General features: G+C 62.7%; 20 protein-coding genes and 1 riboswitch. Of the genes, 7 read left to right on the forward strand and 13 right to left on the reverse strand.

Going from position 1 to position 17775, the window contains the following annotated elements:
• Positions 1-66: 66 nt before the first annotated feature.
• Genes BW975_RS00460 through BW975_RS00480 form a run of 5 tightly spaced genes read right to left on the reverse strand, consistent with a single transcriptional unit; the run spans position 67 to position 4613 of the window.
• The gene (locus BW975_RS00460; protein ID WP_076530035.1) at positions 67-804 is read right to left on the reverse strand and encodes an SDR family NAD(P)-dependent oxidoreductase; all 738 of its coding nucleotides are present in this window, start codon (positions 802-804) and stop codon (positions 67-69) included.
• On the reverse strand, positions 801-1364 hold the full coding sequence (locus BW975_RS00465; RefSeq protein ID WP_076530037.1) for a DUF3833 family protein: 564 nt from the start codon (positions 1362-1364) through the stop codon (positions 801-803). The genes BW975_RS00460 and BW975_RS00465 overlap by 4 nt, the downstream gene beginning before the upstream one ends.
• Positions 1361-2635 (reverse strand): MFS transporter, encoded by a 1275-nt coding sequence (locus tag BW975_RS00470; RefSeq protein WP_076530039.1) that lies wholly within the window; start codon positions 2633-2635, stop codon positions 1361-1363. The genes BW975_RS00465 and BW975_RS00470 overlap by 4 nt, the downstream gene beginning before the upstream one ends.
• Entirely contained in the window at positions 2572-3327 is a 756-nt protein-coding gene (locus BW975_RS00475; RefSeq protein WP_076530041.1) for a DUF1365 domain-containing protein, read from the reverse strand. Before BW975_RS00475 ends, BW975_RS00470 begins: the two co-directional genes overlap by 64 nt.
• Complete coding sequence (locus BW975_RS00480; RefSeq protein WP_076530043.1) at positions 3324-4613, reverse strand: NAD(P)/FAD-dependent oxidoreductase; 1290 nt, start codon at positions 4611-4613, stop codon at positions 3324-3326. The genes BW975_RS00475 and BW975_RS00480 overlap by 4 nt, the downstream gene beginning before the upstream one ends.
• Positions 4614-4906: 293 nt before the next feature.
• Between BW975_RS00480 and BW975_RS00485 the strand changes: the two genes are divergently transcribed.
• Together BW975_RS00485 and BW975_RS00490 are read left to right on the forward strand one after the other, a co-directional pair.
• Entirely contained in the window at positions 4907-5440 is a 534-nt protein-coding gene (locus BW975_RS00485; protein WP_076533226.1) for a sigma-70 family RNA polymerase sigma factor, read from the forward strand.
• 7 nt (positions 5441-5447) lie between these two features.
• Complete coding sequence (locus tag BW975_RS00490) at positions 5448-6104, forward strand: ChrR family anti-sigma-E factor (protein WP_076530045.1); 657 nt, start codon at positions 5448-5450, stop codon at positions 6102-6104.
• A gap of 4 nt (positions 6105-6108) precedes the next feature.
• Here the strand turns inward: BW975_RS00490 and BW975_RS00495 are convergent, their stop codons facing one another.
• A complete protein-coding gene (locus BW975_RS00495) occupies positions 6109-6498 on the reverse strand; it encodes a hypothetical protein (RefSeq protein ID WP_076533228.1) in 390 nt (129 codons plus the stop codon).
• 41 nt (positions 6499-6539) lie between these two features.
• A complete protein-coding gene (locus BW975_RS00500) occupies positions 6540-7589 on the reverse strand; it encodes an alkane 1-monooxygenase (RefSeq protein ID WP_076530047.1) in 1050 nt (349 codons plus the stop codon).
• Positions 7590-7757: 168 nt separating this feature from the next.
• On the opposite strand from BW975_RS00500, the gene ftsY reads away from it, so the two are divergent.
• Positions 7758-8936 (forward strand): signal recognition particle-docking protein FtsY, encoded by a 1179-nt coding sequence (gene ftsY / locus BW975_RS00505; protein ID WP_076530049.1) that lies wholly within the window; start codon positions 7758-7760, stop codon positions 8934-8936.
• Positions 8937-8942: 6 nt separating this feature from the next.
• Here ftsY and BW975_RS00510 read toward each other — a convergent pair whose 3' ends face one another.
• Entirely contained in the window at positions 8943-9425 is a 483-nt protein-coding gene (locus BW975_RS00510) for an MgtC/SapB family protein (protein ID WP_076530051.1), read from the reverse strand.
• Between the two features lie 66 nt (positions 9426-9491).
• On the opposite strand from BW975_RS00510, the gene BW975_RS00515 reads away from it, so the two are divergent.
• From BW975_RS00515 to BW975_RS00530, 4 genes are all read left to right on the forward strand, one after another.
• Positions 9492-10394 (forward strand): DMT family transporter, encoded by a 903-nt coding sequence (locus BW975_RS00515; protein WP_076530053.1) that lies wholly within the window; start codon positions 9492-9494, stop codon positions 10392-10394.
• A 17-nt stretch (positions 10395-10411) separates the two neighbouring features.
• Positions 10412-11011 carry an inner membrane-spanning protein YciB gene (locus BW975_RS00520; protein WP_076533230.1) on the forward strand — a complete coding sequence of 200 codons (600 nt, stop codon included), beginning with the start codon at positions 10412-10414 and terminating at the stop codon, positions 11009-11011.
• A gap of 78 nt (positions 11012-11089) precedes the next feature.
• Positions 11090-11166, forward strand: a riboswitch (SAM riboswitch).
• 57 nt (positions 11167-11223) lie between these two features.
• Entirely contained in the window at positions 11224-12402 is a 1179-nt protein-coding gene (metZ, locus tag BW975_RS00525) for an O-succinylhomoserine sulfhydrylase (RefSeq protein WP_076533233.1), read from the forward strand.
• Positions 12403-12424: 22 nt separating this feature from the next.
• A complete protein-coding gene (locus tag BW975_RS00530; protein ID WP_076530055.1) occupies positions 12425-13324 on the forward strand; it encodes a dihydrodipicolinate synthase family protein in 900 nt (299 codons plus the stop codon).
• 24 nt (positions 13325-13348) lie between these two features.
• On the opposite strand, the gene BW975_RS00535 is transcribed toward BW975_RS00530, so the two are convergent.
• From BW975_RS00535 to ahcY, 5 genes are all read right to left on the reverse strand, one after another.
• Positions 13349-13567 carry a hypothetical protein gene (locus BW975_RS00535; RefSeq protein ID WP_076530057.1) on the reverse strand — a complete coding sequence of 73 codons (219 nt, stop codon included), beginning with the start codon at positions 13565-13567 and terminating at the stop codon, positions 13349-13351.
• 137 nt (positions 13568-13704) lie between these two features.
• The gene (gene folE2 / locus BW975_RS00540) at positions 13705-14805 is read right to left on the reverse strand and encodes a GTP cyclohydrolase FolE2 (RefSeq protein ID WP_076530059.1); all 1101 of its coding nucleotides are present in this window, start codon (positions 14803-14805) and stop codon (positions 13705-13707) included.
• 120 nt (positions 14806-14925) lie between these two features.
• The gene (locus BW975_RS00545) at positions 14926-15267 is read right to left on the reverse strand and encodes a DUF2853 family protein (RefSeq protein ID WP_076530061.1); all 342 of its coding nucleotides are present in this window, start codon (positions 15265-15267) and stop codon (positions 14926-14928) included.
• 187 nt (positions 15268-15454) lie between these two features.
• Positions 15455-16219 carry a PRC-barrel domain-containing protein gene (locus tag BW975_RS00550; RefSeq protein WP_076530063.1) on the reverse strand — a complete coding sequence of 255 codons (765 nt, stop codon included), beginning with the start codon at positions 16217-16219 and terminating at the stop codon, positions 15455-15457.
• A gap of 161 nt (positions 16220-16380) precedes the next feature.
• Positions 16381-17772: an adenosylhomocysteinase gene (ahcY, locus tag BW975_RS00555; RefSeq protein WP_076530064.1), complete on the reverse strand. Its 1392-nt coding sequence runs from the start codon at positions 17770-17772 to the stop codon at positions 16381-16383.
• Between the last annotated feature and the right edge of the window lie 3 nt (positions 17773-17775).

Genomic DNA, 17775 nt, shown 5'->3' on the forward strand with positions numbered 1-17775 from the left:
GGGCGCGGCCACGGGCTTTTTCTTGGGGAAAAATACCCAAATTCCCGAAGGTCCGGCAAAAGGCCTCTACTTCGCGAAGAAGCGGTTGTAGAGCCAGTCGGGCCAGATCCGGCTAAACCGGAAGAGATAACTGAAAAGACGCGGGAAGTGGCGCACCGTCGCGCCCTCATCGTTCATCATCTCGAACATTTCCTGCGCCGCCTCTTCGGGGCTCATCAGGAAGGGCATCTTGAAGTCGTTCTTGTCCGTGAGGCGCGTCTCGATAAAGCCCGGGTTCGCGATCTGCACACGCACGCCGGTCTTGAAAAGGTCCACCTGCAGGCTCTCGCCCAATGCCATGACACCCGCCTTGGACGCGGCGTAACCAATGGCGCCCGGCAGCCCACGAAAGCCCGACAGCGATCCCGTCAGCACGATATGGCCCGCATCCTTGGCGACCATCTTGGGCACAACCTCGCCGCAGGCCCGCATGGCGCCGACGAAATTGATGTTGCCCATCGCCTCGGCCTGCTCGGCGTCCCAATCCTGTGCAGCAAAGGGCCAATAGACGCCAGCGGTATAAACCATGCCGTCGATCTCGCCCACTTCCTCGGCGGCGCGGCGCACCGACGCCAGATCGGCCACATCGACTGTGACCACATGCGCGCGGCCCGGCAGCGCCTCGGCGACCTCATTCAGCTTGTCCTCGCTGCGCGACGACAGGATCAACTCGGCGCCCGCGCGGCTCAGCTTGTGCGCCAGCGCTTCGCCCAAGCCGTCGCTGGCCCCGATCATCCAATAGCGTTTTCCGGTCCAGTCGGTCATTCCGCGTCCATCCTTCTCATGGTGGCGACCAATTCGGCCACCTTGATCCCGTATTTACGAAACTGGCTGCGATTGACGATGGTTCCGCCGGGCAGGGCATACATCCAGTCGGTCACGCTCAGCACATGCCCGCCCGCCTCGGCAGGAAGGCGGATGCGGTAGCGCAGCATCAGGCTCGCGCCGCTCAGCTGGCCCTTGGCCTGCCCGACGATATCGTCGGCCTCGCCGGTCAGCTGGCCATTTGCGCCCAACGCCAGGCGCCATTCGCGGTCCTGGGTGTTGCCGCTGTCATAGACGAAATGCTCGGCCAAGGTGCCGCGATCCTCGGTCCACGTCCCCTCGAACTGCCCGTCAAACCGCGACGCCACACGCCCCAGCGGGCCATAGATCACACCATGGCAGGCAATGCGCCCCGACAGATGCGTGCGCAGATCCAGCAGGGGCTCGGTGCCCGCATAGTCCTCGGGCCGTTGTGCGACGAAACCCGCAAGGCGCACCCGCGCCACCGCCGCTGCGAGGCCTATGGCGAGGCCCTGAATGATCCACCAGATCCCGCTCATGCCGTGTCCTCCCTTGGCAGATCCGTTGTCGCCAGGAGGGCGATGGCCACCAGTTTCAGCACGCAGGGCAGCGCACAATAGAGCAGCGTCAGCAGCCAGAGCGCCTGCGCATCATTCTGCGCGCCCGCTTGAAATCCCCCCGCCTCCAGTGCCGGAAGCAATGCCACCGCCGCAATCGCCAGCGTCAGCTTGGACACGAACGACCACAGGCCAAAGCCCTCGCTCGCGCCCGGCGCGATGTCGGCCATGCGGCGCGCAAAAATCGCCGGAAGCAGCGTCAGATCCGCGCCCACAGCGGCGCCCGACACAACACAGACAACCGCGAAGGCAATCGTATCACCGGTGCCCAACAGCGCGGCAAAGCCGAAGGCGACGATGGCCAGCACCATCGCAGCCAGCAAAGTGCGCTTGGCCCCCCACTGTTCGGCCGCGCGACCCCAAAAGGGCGCGGCCAGCGCCGCCGACAGGAAGAAGACCAGCAGCAGCGGCCCCTCCCATCCCGGCGCGCCAAGCCGGCTTTCGACGAAGAAGAGAAAAAGCGTCGAGCTGACGGCGACGGGTGCAGCATTGACCAGCGCGATCAGCAAAAGGCGCCGCGAGATCGCGTCGCGCAGGATGGGGCCGAACCCCTCGGACGGAATCGACGCCCGGCCCCATTGACCCCACATCGCCGCCAGCGCCAGCGCGCCCAGAATGGCGAAGGCCACTGCAAAGCCGCCATAGCCACCGATCAGCACAGGCGCGACCGACGCCGCGCAAATGCCCAGAAGTGCACCCGTCTCGCGCCAGCGGGCAAGACGCAGATGCCCCGATTGCGCGATGGCGCCCGCACTCGACACGCCTTGGGCGTAGAAACAGATGGTCAGGTAGCTGAAGCCGGAAAACACCACCGTCAGCATCAGCGCGAACCACCAGACCGGGGCAATGGGAGGTGTCACTGCGAAGAGGCCGATCATGGCCGCCGCCATCGCTGCACCCGCGATCAGAACCGTCAGCGCGCGCTGCCCTTGGGTGCGCGCGGCAAGGCGGCCCAGCAGCGGATCCTGCACCACGTCGATCAGCCGCAACGCGAACAGAACCGTACCCAGCAGGGTCAGCGACACGCCGTATTCGTCGACGTAGAATTTCGGCGCGTGAATGTAGATGGGCAGACCCGCCGCGGCCAGAAACGCGGCAAAGAGAGAGAAGGCCGGCAGGCGCGGCGCGCTCACCGCGATACCTCGTTTTCGGGCGGCTCGGGGCGGGAGCGGTAGGTGGCGCCCTTCCACCATAGTTTCAGCGCCTGCCAGTGGATCAGCGCAAGCACCCGGCGCGAGCCGAAAGGCCGCCGAAGCATGGCGCGCAAAAGCCCGCGATTGGTTAGCGCGCGACGCGGCCCCGTGAGTGTCGCGATCAGGCCACCATCGCCACCCGTCATATCGATCCAGATGCCAATCCGCTCGCCCCGCAGATCAAAGCGGAACTCGTAGCCGCCATCGACCTGCTGGAAAGGCGAGACATGGAAAATCTTGTCTGACTTCAACCGATCACTGGCCGTAATGACCGAGCCGTCAGGCTTGTGACAGAGGTAGCTGTGCCGGTCTCCGAAGGTGTTGGTCACCTCCGCGATCACCTGCCGCAGACCGCCTTCGGCATCGCGGCAGAGCCAAAAGGACACCGGGTTGAACACGTGGCCCAGCATGCGCGGCTGGGCGAGCAGCTCGATCTTGGCGGGCTGGGGCAACTGGTAGCTGTCCAGCACATCGCGCACCCAAGGCGCCCCGACCCCCTCATGCAGTGCGCCGCCGTGGTCGACGTCATGCAAGCTGGCCAGCCCACGCGCATTGCGTCCGAAAAGGCGCGGCGCGCTGACCTCGGCCTCGGCATCCAGCAGGACGTAATCAATGGAGTAGCGGAACGCATTGCTGATGGCGCCCTTGCGTCCGTGCCAGGTATGGCCCGCGATATGCTCGACACGGCTCATGCCGCGGCCAATGCTCCGCGCGACAGGATCGCATCGGCCACGTCGACCGCACTGCCCAGCCCATCCTCGTGAAAGCCGTTCTTCATCCAGGCGCCGCAATACCATGTGTTCTGCGCGCCGTTCATTGCCGCAATGCGCCCCTGCGCCGCCAAGGCAGCATGGTCATAGACCGGATGGCGCAGCGTGACGCGGTCGTGGATCAGCTCTTGGCGGATCGGGCGCGTGGTGTTCAGCGTAACGAAATGCGGGTCGTCCATCGGGATCGGCTGCAGCCGGTTCATCCAGTAGGTCAGGTCGATCCGGTCGCCCGCCTTGCCCGTTTCTTCGGTATAATTCCACGACGACCAGACGGCGCGGCGGCGCGGCATGATCGACGCATCGGAATGCAGCACGACGTCGTTGGGCTGATAGCCGATGGCACCCAGATTGCGCTGCTCGTCCGCGCTGGGATCAGCCAGAAGGCGCAGAGAATCGTCGGAATGGGTGGCCATGACCACCTCGTCGAAATGATCCCACGCGCCCTGCGCCTTGATCCGGACGCCGCCTTGGCCGCGTTCCACAGCCTCAACCGGGCAGCCAAGGCGAAGTGTGGCGCCCACCGCGCGCAGATGCGCCTCGAGCCGGTTCACGTATTGCACCGATCCGCCCTGCACCGTGTACCACTGGTGTTGCCCGTCGTAATTCAGCAAAGCGTGGTTGTCGAAAAACCGCATCATCGTCTCGGCCGGGAAATCGAGTATTTTTTCCAACGGCGTCGACCAGATCGCGCCGGACAATGGCAAAAGGTAATACTCGCGAAACCACCGGCCCGTGCGCAGATGCGCCAGCAGATCACCGATGCTCATCTCGCTGCCGCGCGCGGCCTCCAGTGCATTCGCGTTGAAGTGGAAGATATCACGCAGCATCCGTAGAAATCCGGGCCGCCCGGCGTTGCGCCACTGTGCAAAGGTCGCGCCCATGCGCGATGTGCCGTATTCGATCCGGCCTCCGTCGATCGACGCACCAAAGCTCATATCGCTTTTGACGACGGGCACATCCAGCTGGGCAAAAAGGTCTGCCAGATGTGGGTAATTGGCGTAGTTGAACACGATAAAGCCGGTATCGACGGGCTGATCGCCGCGCTTGCCTGCCATGATGGTGCGTGCGTGCCCGCCAAGGCGCGGCTCGGCCTCGTAAAGGGTGACGTCGTGTTCGGCACTCAGGCGATGGGCGGCGCCCATGCCCGAGATGCCTGCTCCGATGATCGCGATCTTGCGCCTCGGGGCGGGCTGCAATTCAAATGGCATGTAGGGGATGTTCCGTTCTATTCTTTGTCATAGGCGAGTTACGGCCCGGAGACGGCATCGGATGCAAATTCTTTGCCTAGCCTGCGAATTTTCCAAAATTGTCACACGGCTGTGATCCAATCCCGAAGCTGCCCCGTAATAGGCATATGTTTTGTGCGATTGACACCTCCTACGATAGCTTGGCATCTTTTCGCGGCGCGAATGCTGCGAAAGTGGCACGTCCGCGCGTGCCGCAGAGCCAGGAAGCAGGACGTTTTTCATTGCAATCAGACCGGCCCGGACCCGACCGGAACATCGAGAATAGCCGCTGGACCGATCTGATCGCACGCATCCGCGACGAGGCGGATGAGGCTGCTTTTGCCGAAATCTTTGGTCATTTCGCCCCGCGTGTTAAGGGGTTTCTGATGAAGTCAGGTGCCAGCGCCACGCTGGCAGAGGAGTGCGCACAGGACGTGATGGCGACACTCTGGCAAAAGGCGCATCTCTTCGATCCATCCCGCGCCAGTGCCGCGACATGGATTTTCACCATCGCACGCAACCGGCGCATCGATGCGCTGCGCAAGGCCCGCCGTCCCGAGCCAGAAGATATAGTCTGGGGTCCCGAGGAAGAGCCGGATCAGGCCGATATCCTGGCGCTCGAGCAGGAAAGCGCACAATTGACGCAGGCAATCGCCGCGCTGCCAGCGAAACAAAAGACACTGATCGAGGCCGCGTATTTCGGCGACCTCACCCATTCCGAGATTGCCGAGAAGACGGGATTGCCCCTCGGCACGATCAAATCGCGCATCAGGCTGGCTCTCGAGCGCCTGCGCCACACGATGAAATGACACTGCCATGACACACCATATCGAACATCACCTGACCGACGCCCTGCTGATGGCCTATTCCGCCGGCACATTGCCCGAAGCGTTCAGCCTGACCGTCGCCACGCACATCTCGCTGTGCGACGATTGCCGCGCGCGGCTGGGCGCCTTTGACAGCGTCGGGGGCGCCTTGATCGAGCGCGCCGAGGCGCCCCCGATGGCCGAAGGCAGCATGGTGGCCGCCCTGGCCGCTGCGAAATCGGGTCGCGCCGCGGACCTTACGGCAGACACATCGCCGCCGCCTTCGGGCATATTGCCTGCCCCGCTGCGGGATTATGTCGGCGGCGACCTGGAGGCGGTCAAATGGCGCGCGGTCGGTATGGGTGTGCGGCAGGCGATCCTGCCCACCGCTGGCGGCGCAACGGCGCGGCTGTTGCACATCCGCGCCGGGGCCGCGGTGCCGGATCACGGCCATCGCGGAACCGAGCTGACGCTGGTCTTGCAAGGTGCATTCATGGACGAGGATGACAGGTTCGCCCGCGGCGATATCGAAATTGCCACCGAGGATCTGAGCCACACGCCAATCGCGGATATCGGAGAGGATTGTATCTGCCTCGCCGCCACCGATGCGCCGCTCAAATTTCAAAGCTGGGTCGCGCGCGCGGCGCAGCCCTTCTTGCGCATCTAAACCGTCAGACGCCCACGTCAGGACCGGGGCAGATCAGCGGCGTCTCGCTTTGTCCCGCCTCGTAAAGCTCCACCTCGGTCGGATCGTTCTCGAAACGGGCGATCAGCCCGTCTGGTCCTGCCTCAAAACTCCAGCATTGGGGCTCGGGCTCGGTGTCGTAGACGAAACAGATCAACCCGTCCTCTTCGAACCATTCTCCCTCCTGGCACTCGCCTTCGACGAAGGACCAGCGCACGCGCCGATTGTCCAGATATTGCTCAATCCCGTAGGGCGCGCCACCTGCGCCATAGATGAACGTCTTGCCCTTGGTATAGGCATCGAATTCCTCGGCCGTCATCGCGGCATGGGCCAGCGATGGGACAAGGGCGAAGAAGATGAAGGCAAACATACGCATGAAGTGACTATGCCACGACATCCAGCCGCCAGCCACTGCCATCACGCGGTTCGGCGAGAGGTCGCTGCGCGCGACGCTTCCCACCGGTCGAGGCGGCGGTCCATCATCCGGCGCCAGACCGGCGGGACCAGCGATATCGCCGCCATCATCGGCAGCGGATAGGGCAGCATCGGCATGTCGTTCCGATTGAGACGCAAGGCGGGGTAATCTCTGCCCGGCGCAACATGATGATCCGAATGGCGCGGCGCGTTCACAGTCAAGGCCGAGGAAAAGCGATGCGGCGCATTCCAAGAGTGGCCGGGCCCCACTGGCTCCAGTCCACCATTCGGCAGGCGCTGCCGCCGCAGGCCGTAATGCTGCACGTAATCCGACATCAGGATCTGCATCTGCGCGTAGAGGCAGATGGCGATGTAGCACAGCACGCCCGCAACCCCGCCTAACAGCGCCGCCAGGCCGAGGCAGCCCAACCCGACACCGATATAAAGGATATAAGGGTGCCGCCAGACCGATCGCCCCGCACGACCCAGCATCCGCGCTTCGGCCCGCCATCCGGCGACAAACCCGCGCAATCCCGCGCCCATCGCAAAACGATAGAAGCCCTGCCCGCGCGGGGCGCTGTTCGGGTCGCCTCCGGTCGCGACATGCACGTGATGCACCAACAGGTGCGCACTGGCGTGGTGTCCGACCAGAAGCGAGCTGTAAACCAATCGCCCCAAAAGCCGCATGGCACGGGGCCGCTTGTGGATCAGCTCGTGCGCGGCGGGATGGCTGATCTGGCCAAAAACAAGCCCGGCCGAGATCCCTACCGCGACCCGTCCGGACCAGCCAAGCCCGCCCTGACCCGACACGGCCCAGACCGCCAACGCCAGCACGACAAAATGGAACAGCCCGATCAGTAGCAACAGATACGGCGCCGAAGGAAATTCGGCTCCCTCCTTCGGGCTGTCCGGCGCAGCGGCAATCAAACGGTCCATCACGAAGGACAGAGCCGTCATATACGCCAGCGCCGCGAACGGCCACGCACCGCCCAGCGTTGCGCCCGCCAAGAGGAGGGCCATTGGCGTCAGGGTCGCAAAATAGAAGAGGATCATCCTTACGTCTCTCAGGGGCGCCGATGGCAATCCGCGCGACATTAACACCTTCTGTCCTGCAGCGGTAGAATTCGCGGCGCAATGCCCCTCCCTTCCATATCGGCGCCAAGCCGATTAGATGTGTGGGACCGGCACACCGGGCGCAGAACTTTGGGGCACAGAGATAACATGGCTTTTTTCAAGAAGCTAAAGGACAAGCTCTTCAACTCGTCGTCCAAACTGGACGAGGGGCTGGACGCGATCGTCACCGACGGCGCCGAGGTGGATACACCGCCCCCCGCAGACGCGCCGGCCCGCCCCGCACCAGTCGCAACGCCCGCGCCGCGCCCCGAAGAAATTCCTCCGCCAGTCAGCGAGACACCGGCGCCTCCGCCGAGTGAGGCCCCCCCTCCCAGCGCACCGGCGCCCACACCTACACCCATCGAGATCCCGGTCGAGCAGACGCCCCCCGCAGGCGGGAAATCGGGCCTTCTGGGCCGCCTTCTGGGCCGCGAAAGCTCTGCCGCGCCGCGCCGCGCGCTGGACGACGACATGCTGGAACAGCTCGAGGAGCTGCTGATCACCGCCGATATGGGCGTCGACACCGCCTTGCGCGTCACCGCCAACATGGCCGAGGGCCGCATGGGCAAGCGCCTCTCCGCGCGTGAGATCAAGGAACTTCTGGCGCAGGAGATTGCCCGTATCATGGAGCCGGTGGCCACCCCAATGCCGCTTTATCCGAAAAAACCGCAGGTCGTTCTGGTCGTCGGCGTCAACGGCTCGGGCAAGACGACGACCATCGGCAAGCTGGCCAGCCAGTTCAAGGCGGCGGGCAAGACCGTCGTGATCGCCGCGGGCGACACGTTCCGCGCCGCCGCTGTCGAGCAACTTCAGATCTGGGGCGACCGCGCCGGTGTGCCTGTGCTGACCGCGCCAGAAGGCAGCGACCCCGCATCGCTGGCGTGGGACGCGATGGCGCAGGCCGAGCGTGACGGCACTGATCTTTTGATGATCGACACCGCAGGACGTCTGCAGAACCGTGCCGATTTAATGGAAGAGCTGTCGAAAATCGTCCGCGTCATCCGCAAGAAGGATGAAACCGCGCCGCACAACACCCTCCTGGTGCTGGATGCGACGACCGGCCAGAACGCGCTGAGCCAGGTCGAGACCTTTCAGAAGCTTGCCGATGTTTCGGGCCTCGTGATGACCAAGCTCGACGGCACGGCACGGGGCGGTGTCCTGGTCGCGTTGGCGGACAAGTTTGGCCTGCCCATCCACGCCATCGGCGTAGGCGAGCAGATCGACGATCTCGCGCCCTTCGATCCCGAAGAATTTGCCGCCGCGCTTACGGGGCTTGATACAAGGTGAGAGCGGCTAGTCGCGGCCGATCCGCCGCTCGACCGCACCCAAGGCAGCCAGCACCGTGACGACAATCACCGTCGCCATCGCAGCCAACGGCATCTGTCCTGAACCGCAAGCAAGGCCCACGCCGCCCGCCAGCCACATCGAAGCGCCGGTTGTAGTATTCCTAACCTTGCCGCCCGAGGTAAAGATGATCCCGGCCGCAAGAAATGCCACCCCCGCCGTCACGGCCTCGATCAGGCGCAACGGATCGACCTGCAGGGCGTCATTGGCGCCAAAGGGCATGGTGGCAAGCTGCTGGCTGACGATGATGAAAAGGCAGGCGGCCATCGACACCAGCATGTGCGTGCGCAGGCCAGCGGGCTTTTCCCGCCTCTCCCGCTCAAAGCCGATCACGGCCCCAAGACCAAGCGCCGCCGACAGACGGATGCCCGCAATCAGGGGCGGCACGGCGGCAAAACTACCGCTCAGCTCCTCGGTGATGGTATCCAGCATGGGCGCTCCTGACAGAACTGCGATAAAACGCCGCAGAGCGTGGGCGGGTTCCCGAGGTATCCGCGCATGAGCGATTGGCTGATATCCCTCGAAGGGACCGCCTCAGGCCATCATCTCGCGCTTGCACTGGCCGTAATGGCCGCGATCCTGCATGCTGCGTTCGGCGCCATCCAGAAGGGCCGCCACGATCCTTGGCTGACGCGCGGCGCAGTCGACATCAGCTATGCCGTCATGGCTGCGCCCTTTGCCCTTTTCGTCGTACCCTGGCCCGAGCCCCATATGTGGCTCCTCTTTGCGGGCGCCTGGGCGCTCCACACGGTCTACAAGATCCTTCAGGCGATGGCCTATTCGCGCGGCGCCTTTACCGTCGTCTATCCCGTGGTGCGCGGCACTGGCCCGCTCTTTACCGTCATCGGCGCCTACCTGATCTTCGGCGAGACGTTCAATCTGGTGCAGTGGCTAGGGGTGGCCGTGCTCCTTTCGGGCATCTTCGGGCTCGCGGTCTATAATCTGATGTTCCTCGACAGCGCGCGCGACACGCTGCCCGCCGCGCTGACGCTGGCTTTCATTACGGGCCTTTTGGTCGCGGCCTACACGACCTTTGACGCCTACGGCATCCGGGCCACGGCCAATCCCTTTACCTTTCTTGCGTGGTTCTTTTTCATAGACGGGCTGACCATGCCGATCATCGCCGCGATCCGCTGGCGGCGTATGGCGGCGCCGCCCACACTCGGCCCGCTCATGCTGCGCGGCGGAATAGGCGGCGTTGTCGCCCTGATGTCCTTCGGGGCGATCATGCTGGCGACGCGGCTCGACAATGTCGGCGAGGCTGCGGTCCTGCGCGAGACATCGGCCGTCTTCGCTGCCCTCATCGGCTGGCTCTTCCTGGGCGAGACAGTGGGCCCGAGACGCACTGCCCTTATGGCATTGATTGCGGCGGGCGCCGTGATAGTTGAGATGGGTGGATGACACCCGAGGAGAACGAGATGAGCGAAAAGCAGATCAACGGCGGACTGAAAACCGCGCTCGAGCTTGGGCCGATCCTTGCCTTCTTCGTGGCCTATATCTGGCTCAAGGACCGCGTCTTCGACATTGGCGGCACCGAATATGACGGCTTCATCGTTGTCACGGCGGGCTTCATCCCCGTCTTTCTGGTGTCGATCGGCATCCTCTGGGCCCTCACCGGGCACCTGTCGAAAATGCAGGCGATGACGGCGGTCCTCATTACCGTCTTCGGCGGCCTCAGCATCTGGTTCAACGACCCCAAATTCTTCAAGATGAAGCCGACCATCATCTACCTGCTCTTCGGCGGCATCCTCGGCGTCGGCCTGTTGCAGGGGAAATCCTATCTCCAAACCGTAATGGATACGGTCATGCCGCTGACGCATGACGGCTGGATGATCCTGACCCGCCGTCTCACGCTGTTCTTCCTGGGCCTTGCGCTTTTGAACGAGATCATCTGGCGCACCCAAACCGAGGAGATCTGGGTCTATTTCAAGACCTTTGGCCTGACAGCCGCCATTTTTGTCTTCTTCATCACCCAGTCGAAACTGTTCGAGGCATACAAGCCCGAGCCAAAGGACTGACGCCCCCCCCCATTCTTCTTGCCGCAAATATCCCCGCCGGAGGCTCGGCCAGTTGACGCAAGCGATGCGCCGGAGTATCTGCGGACCCGTGGTGATTTGTTACCGGATTGCGGACCACGTTAAACAATTCGCTAAAAGGTCACGGGAAAGGCCCCCCTTTTCGCATGACCGGCTCGGGGGTTTTCAGGGGCGTTAGCCCGGAGGTCAAAGACATGACAAATGAATGGAATACACGCACGGCGCTGGTGCATGGCGGCACGGCGCGCAGCCAGTGGGGCGAGGTGAGCGAGGCGATCTTCCTCACCCAGGGCTTCGTCTACGATAGCGCCGAAGCCGCCCAAGCACGGTTCATCGAAACCGGCCCGGACGAATACATCTACGCCCGCTACGGCAATCCGACGACCGCGATGTTCGAAAAGCGCATCGCGATGATCGAAGGTGCCGAGGATGCTTTTGCCACGGCCAGCGGTATGGCGGCCGTTTCGGGCGCGCTCACGTCGATGCTGAAGGCCGGTGATCACGTCGTCGCCGCGCGCGCGCTTTTCGGCTCATGCTTATATGTGCTCAGCGAGGTTCTGACGCGCTACGGGGTGGAGGTGACATTCGTCGACGGCACCGATCTGGACCAGTGGCAGACGGCGATCCGCCCCGACACCGCCGCCGTCTTTTTTGAGACGATCGCCAACCCCACGCTGGAGGTCGTCGACATCGAAGCGGTTGCCAAACTGGCCCATGCCCATGGCGCGACCGTGATTGTGGACAATGTCTTTGCCACGCCGGTCTTCTCGCGTGCCATCAACCAGGGCGCCGATGTCGTCATCTATTCTGCGACCAAGCATATCGACGGTCAGGGCCGCGCCCTGGGCGGCGTGATCTTGGGCACACGCGAGTTCATCCGCGGCACCGTGGAGCCCTACATGAAGCACACCGGCGGCTCGATGTCGCCCTTTACCGCTTGGGTCATGCTGAAGGGGCTCGAAACAATAGACCTGCGCGTGCGCGCGCAGGCAGCAACGGCACTGGCATTGACGGACGCGCTACAGGATCATCCCAAGGTCAAGCGCGCGATCTATCCCGGCCATCCCAGCCACTCGCAGCATGATCTGACCACACGGCTCATGGACAAGGGCGGCACCGTCGTCGCGCTGGATCTGGGCGGGCAGGCCGAAGCGTTCCGGTTTCTCAACGCGCTCAAGATCGTGCTGATCTCGAACAATCTGGGCGATACGAAATCCATCATCACCCACCCTGCGACGACAACGCATCAGCGCCTTCCGGACGAACAGAAGGCAACGCTGGGCATCACACCGGGGCTTGTGCGCCTGTCGCTGGGCATAGAGGATGAAGGCGATCTGATTGCCGACATCCGCCAAGCGTTGGACGCGGTGTAACCCTTCGCGAAGGAACGAAAACATGACCGAGCGCCTCACTGGTATCGTCACGCCCCTCCTGACGCCCTTCAACGATGATTTCAGCGTCGCGGAGGATCTTTACGTCGATCACGCACGGCACTGCCTTGCCGAAGGCTCGCACTATTTGTCGCCCTTTGGCACGACCAGCGAAGCGCTCAGCCATTCCGTGGCCGAGCGGATGCATCTCGTCGAATTGCTGGTGGATAGCGGCGCGGCCCGCGCGGATCAACTGATGCCCGGCACCGGGCTGTGCAATCTCGAAGAGACAGCGGCGCTCAGCCGCCATGCGGTGCAGCTGGGCTGCCGCGCGGTGATGACACTGCCGCCCTTCTTCTTCGTCACTGCCAGCGAAGAGGGGCTCTACCGCTATTTCAGCCTGCTGATCGAGAAGGTGGGCAGCGATGCGCTGACCATCTGCCTCTACCACATCCCGCAATATGCGGGCATCGGGTTCACCCCCGCCCTCGCCGCACGCCTGAACGAGGCGTTCCCCGAAGTCGTGACTGCGCTCAAGGACAGCTCGGGGAATTGGGACAACACCCGCGCGGTGATCGAAGCGGCGCCGGGCATTTCCGTGTTCCCCGGCAGCGAAGGCGCGATCCTGGATGCTATGGCTTTGGGTGGCGGAGGCTGCATCTCGGCCAGCTGCAACTCGAACGCGGCGGGCATTCGGCGCCTCTACGACTTGGCCCGTTCGGGCGACACCGCCGGCGCCGAAGCGCTGAAGCCGCAAATTGACGCGCATCGTGCAGCCGTTTTTTCGGGCGGACTGATTCCAGGGCTCAAGGCACTGAAGGCGCAGGAAACGGGCGACGCCCGCTGGCTCAACCTGCGCCCGCCCCTTTTGCCGGCGACGCCCGATCTGGCCGCGCCTTTGGCCGAAACCGTCTGGCGCCGCTGAAAGCGGCGCCATCGCGGTGCCGGGTCAGACCGGCATCGAATGGGTGCGTTTGACTGTCTTTGGCCGCGCCGGCGTGTTGCCATGGGGCCGCATTGCGACGCCCGGAGGGCCCATCCAGAAGGACTGATTGGCCAGAACCGCTTCGCTCATCAGCTGCGCGAATCGGATCTGATGCGCGAAGAACTGAGACATCACATCAATATCGGATTGATGTTCGTTGGAATTCTTCTCGGGGTAGGTCATGGAAGTCTCCCTTGGCAGAGGGTTAGAACAACCATGAGTATCGCATAGCGTGTGCATGTTGACCAAGCGTCACTATACCGCAGGCCCCGCGTGAACATAATTCCGCCGACCCCGCCGCAGCATCCTGCACGGCAACGCTAGCCGACGTGAAAGAGCGTCGAGAACAGCTTGGGATCGAGGCTTTGGGACGCAAAGGTCTCGCCTTCGGTCAGCACACTGACGGCGTCATGGCTGTGCAGGCTTTCCTGATGGCTGGCAACGACGCGGAAATCTCCGATGCGCTCATCAGCGAGCAAACGCTCGCAGAATAGACGCGCGGCGTCCTCGACAAACACCGGATTGGCGGCGTTCAGCTCGGCAAAGGCCTGCTCATCCTCGCGTTTGACCATCACTTGCGTCTCGGTCGGCACAGCCGCGCGTGCAAGCTCGATCAGATCCTCGAACCAAAGGCAATCGTTGCAGCACGCCTCGAGCGAGATCCGCGCAACCGAGCGCTGCGAATGCGGCGTTGCCAACTGCCCACGCGCCTGGCGCGCATGTTCGCTCAACTCAAGCGAGCAGGGGCAGGTGCTGGAATAGACGTAGTCCAGATGCATGAATTTGCGCCGGACACCGGCGGTTTCGACCAGCTCAAGCGCGATGTCGTAATACTGATAGCCCTCCAGACCGGAACGCAGAGAGCGCACTTTGGCCGGGTAGGAAAACCGCATCTGAATGCGCGCATCGACGCTGCCCAAGTCGGCGATGTAGTCATCGAGAGCGGCCTCGATCACTTCGAAGCTGAATGTCTTTTCGGCGTGTTTGTAGAAGCTGCGCATGATCCGGGACATGTTGATGCCCTTCTTGTTCGCCTCGAGGCTGACAGTCCCGGTCACCGACGTCTCCAGCGTCAGGTCGCCGTTATCGCGGGTGTGAAACCGGATGGGCAGACGAAAATTGGAGATGCCGACATGCTGCAGTTGTTGACGCGCACCACGGATGAGCGAGGCCGGACCGTTCTGCAGATCAGGCATTGTCTTGCGATAGCCCACGTCCGCGTCGAAATCGTGCGGATAAGCGCGGGACAAGGCCGGATAGTTGGACACTTCGCCCCGCGGAAGAAGGCGCGAGATCGACGGATCGAGATCCGCGACCTCCTCGGGCGTGGCCGCAGCGGCCCAACGGCGCAGGAGGGCCAGCGCATCCTGCGCATCGTCGCGGTCCGGTGCTGCCTCCATTCCGGGTGTGTGATGTGTCATTATGCGGCTCCTTGCCAACAAGACCAGACTGCTGATTTAGAACTGCTTGCAACGATTGCCACGGAAAAGCAAAGCGCCCGCCACAATAATGGCGAGCGCCCGTCGGTGAAATCAGCCAGCTCAGCCGTAAACGGACTCTTTGCCGAAATGCTTGGTCAGCATGTAATAGACTACGGCGCGATACTTGTTGCGCTCCGAATGGCCATAAATGCGAAGCACCTCCTGAATGCCGCCCATCAGCTCGGGACCCTCGGGCAGGCCCAGTTTCTTGATCAGAAAATTGTTTTTGACCGTCTCCAGTTCTTCGGTCTGACTGGATGCGACGGTCGAGGCATCGGCATCGTAGATCGACGGACCGCATCCGATCGTGACCTTGGTCAGAAGATCCATGTCCGGTGTCATACCGCATTTGGTCTTCAGGTCATCTGCGTATCGCGCGATCAAATCATCACGTTTGCCCATTCCAATTCTCCCTTTTTCGCGGTCTGTCCGCTCTTCAATGTCTTTGAGCCAAGTCACGCGGCCCTGCGGCAAAGAGTATCGGGTGGCTCCGGTTTGACAATGAAAAAAACCGCTGCCCTCTCGGAACAGCGGCTTTTCGGTCGATACCCCCCGGCCCGGTGACAGGCCGGAGGCGTGGGCCTCGACCTTAGTTGGTCGAATTGGAGTCCGTTGCGGGCTCTTCGGTGGTGACGGCCTGATCGGACTGCTCGGCATCCATTTTGAGCGCGTCGTCCTCGGTCATGGTTTCCTCGTCCATGCCTTCGGCGCTTTCGCCAGATGCCTCAGCGCCCTCTTCGGTCGCCGCGGGGTCATCGACTGTCGTCGCCTGATCCGATGTCTCGACATCCGTGTTCATCGCATCGCCCTCGGTCGACGTCTCCTCGTCCATCGAAGCGCTGCCTTCGGATGCGGTTGCATCATCAGACATGCTGCCCTGCCCTGCATCGTTGCTGCTGATCAGATCGGCCAGAGGCGTTTCGTCGGGCAGGCTTTCGGCGGTGGATTCGTCGAATTCCGGCAGCTCTTTCAGCGCATCTTTTGTGCGGTCCAGCATGATCATCTGCTGGGTTGCATCATAGCTGAAATCGCTCAGCGGCAGCGCCACGGTATATTCTCCGAGGCCCAGGAACCCGCCAATGCCGACGACCGCCTCGGCCGAGCCCTGATTGCCGATGATGTAATCGACATCACCGATCGTTTCGCCGTTGGTCTGATACACGCTCTGTCCAACGATATCACCCACGGTCATCTCGCTGATGGAGGTAAAGGCGGGCGCCGCCATTGTACCCTCGGCGGACATATCCGTGCCCACGCTTGTATCTGCGCCAGTCGTGGCGCTGTCCTGGGCAATGGCACCTCCAGCGATCATGGCGGATGCTGCGGCTGTCATCATGAGTGTCTTGAAAGTCATGTCTTGGTCCTCCTTGGCTTCAAGTCATGCCGTGATAAGAGCCTGCCCCACCCATGGGTTCCGGGGACGCCGCAACGCCAGAACGAAAACAGGCAGAACCCCGCCAAGGGCCCTGCCTGCATCGGCGGAAATCCGTAGGTTCCCGCTGTCATTGAAAAAAATTAGTAGCGATAATGCTCGGGTTTGAACGGGCCTTCGGGCGTGACGCCAATATAATCCGCCTGATCCTTGCTCAGCGGCGTCAGCTTGACCCCGATCCGCTCCAGATGCAGGCGCGCGACCTTTTCATCCAGATGCTTCGGCAGGATATAGACCTCGTTCTTGTACTGACCGCCATTCTGCCACAGCTCGATCTGCGCCAACACCTGATTGGTGAAGCTGGCCGACATGACAAAGCTGGGATGCCCGGTGGCATTGCCGAGGTTCAGCAAACGGCCCTCGGACAGAAGGATCAGACGATTGCCCGAGGGCATCTCGATCATGTCCACCTGCTCCTTGATGTTCGTCCATTTGTGGTTCTTGAGGTTCGCGACCTGAATTTCGTTGTCGAAATGGCCGATATTGCCGACGATCGCCATGTCCTTCATCTCGCGCATATGCTCGATGCGGATCACGTCCTTGTTGCCGGTCGTGGTGATGAAGATGTCTGCCGTTGCCAGCACATCCTCCAGCAGCACCACCTCGAAGCCGTCCATGGCAGCCTGCAGCGCGCAGATGGGGTCGACCTCTGTCACCTTGACGCGCGCACCGGCACCGGCCAGCGACGCGGCCGACCCCTTGCCCACATCGCCATAGCCCAGCACGACGGCGACCTTGCCTGCCATCATGGTGTCAGTTGCGCGGCGGATACCATCGACGAGGCTCTCTTTGCAGCCATACTTGTTGTCGAATTTCGACTTGGTGACAGAGTCGTTCACGTTGATCGCCGGGAAGGGCAGCAGGCCCTTCTTGTGCAGATCATAGAGGCGGTGAACGCCGGTTGTCGTCTCTTCGCTAACGCCCTTGATCGCGTCGCGCGTCTTGGTGAACCAGCCGGGGCTTTCTTTCATGCGCTTCTTGATCTGGGCGAAAACGGCCACTTCCTCTTCGGATTGCGGCACTTCGATCAGGTCCGTCTCGCCCGCCTCGACGCGCGCGCCCAGTAGCACGTAAAGCGTCGCATCGCCCCCATCGTCGAGGATCATGTTCGCGCCTTCGGAGAACTGGAAAGAGCGGTCGAGATAGTCCCAATGCTCTTCCAGCGTCTGACCCTTGATGGCGAAAACGGGCGTGCCGCCCTCGGCGATCGCCGCCGCCGCGTGATCCTGCGTGGAAAAGATGTTGCACGACGCCCAGCGCACATCGGCGCCCAGAGCGTTCAGAGTCTCGATCAGGACGGCGGTCTGGATCGTCATATGAAGCGAGCCGACGATGCGCGCGCCCTTCAGTGGCTGCGCGTCGCTAAACTCTTCGCGCAGGGCCATCAGGCCCGGCATCTCGGTTTCGGCGATATCAAGTTCCTTGCGGCCATAGGCGGCCAGATTGATGTCCTTGACGATATAGTCTTTTGCCATTTT

Origin of the sequence: Roseovarius nanhaiticus (assembly GCF_900156535.1) — a bacterium.
Taxonomy (GTDB): Bacteria; Pseudomonadota; Alphaproteobacteria; order Rhodobacterales; family Rhodobacteraceae; genus Roseovarius; species Roseovarius nanhaiticus.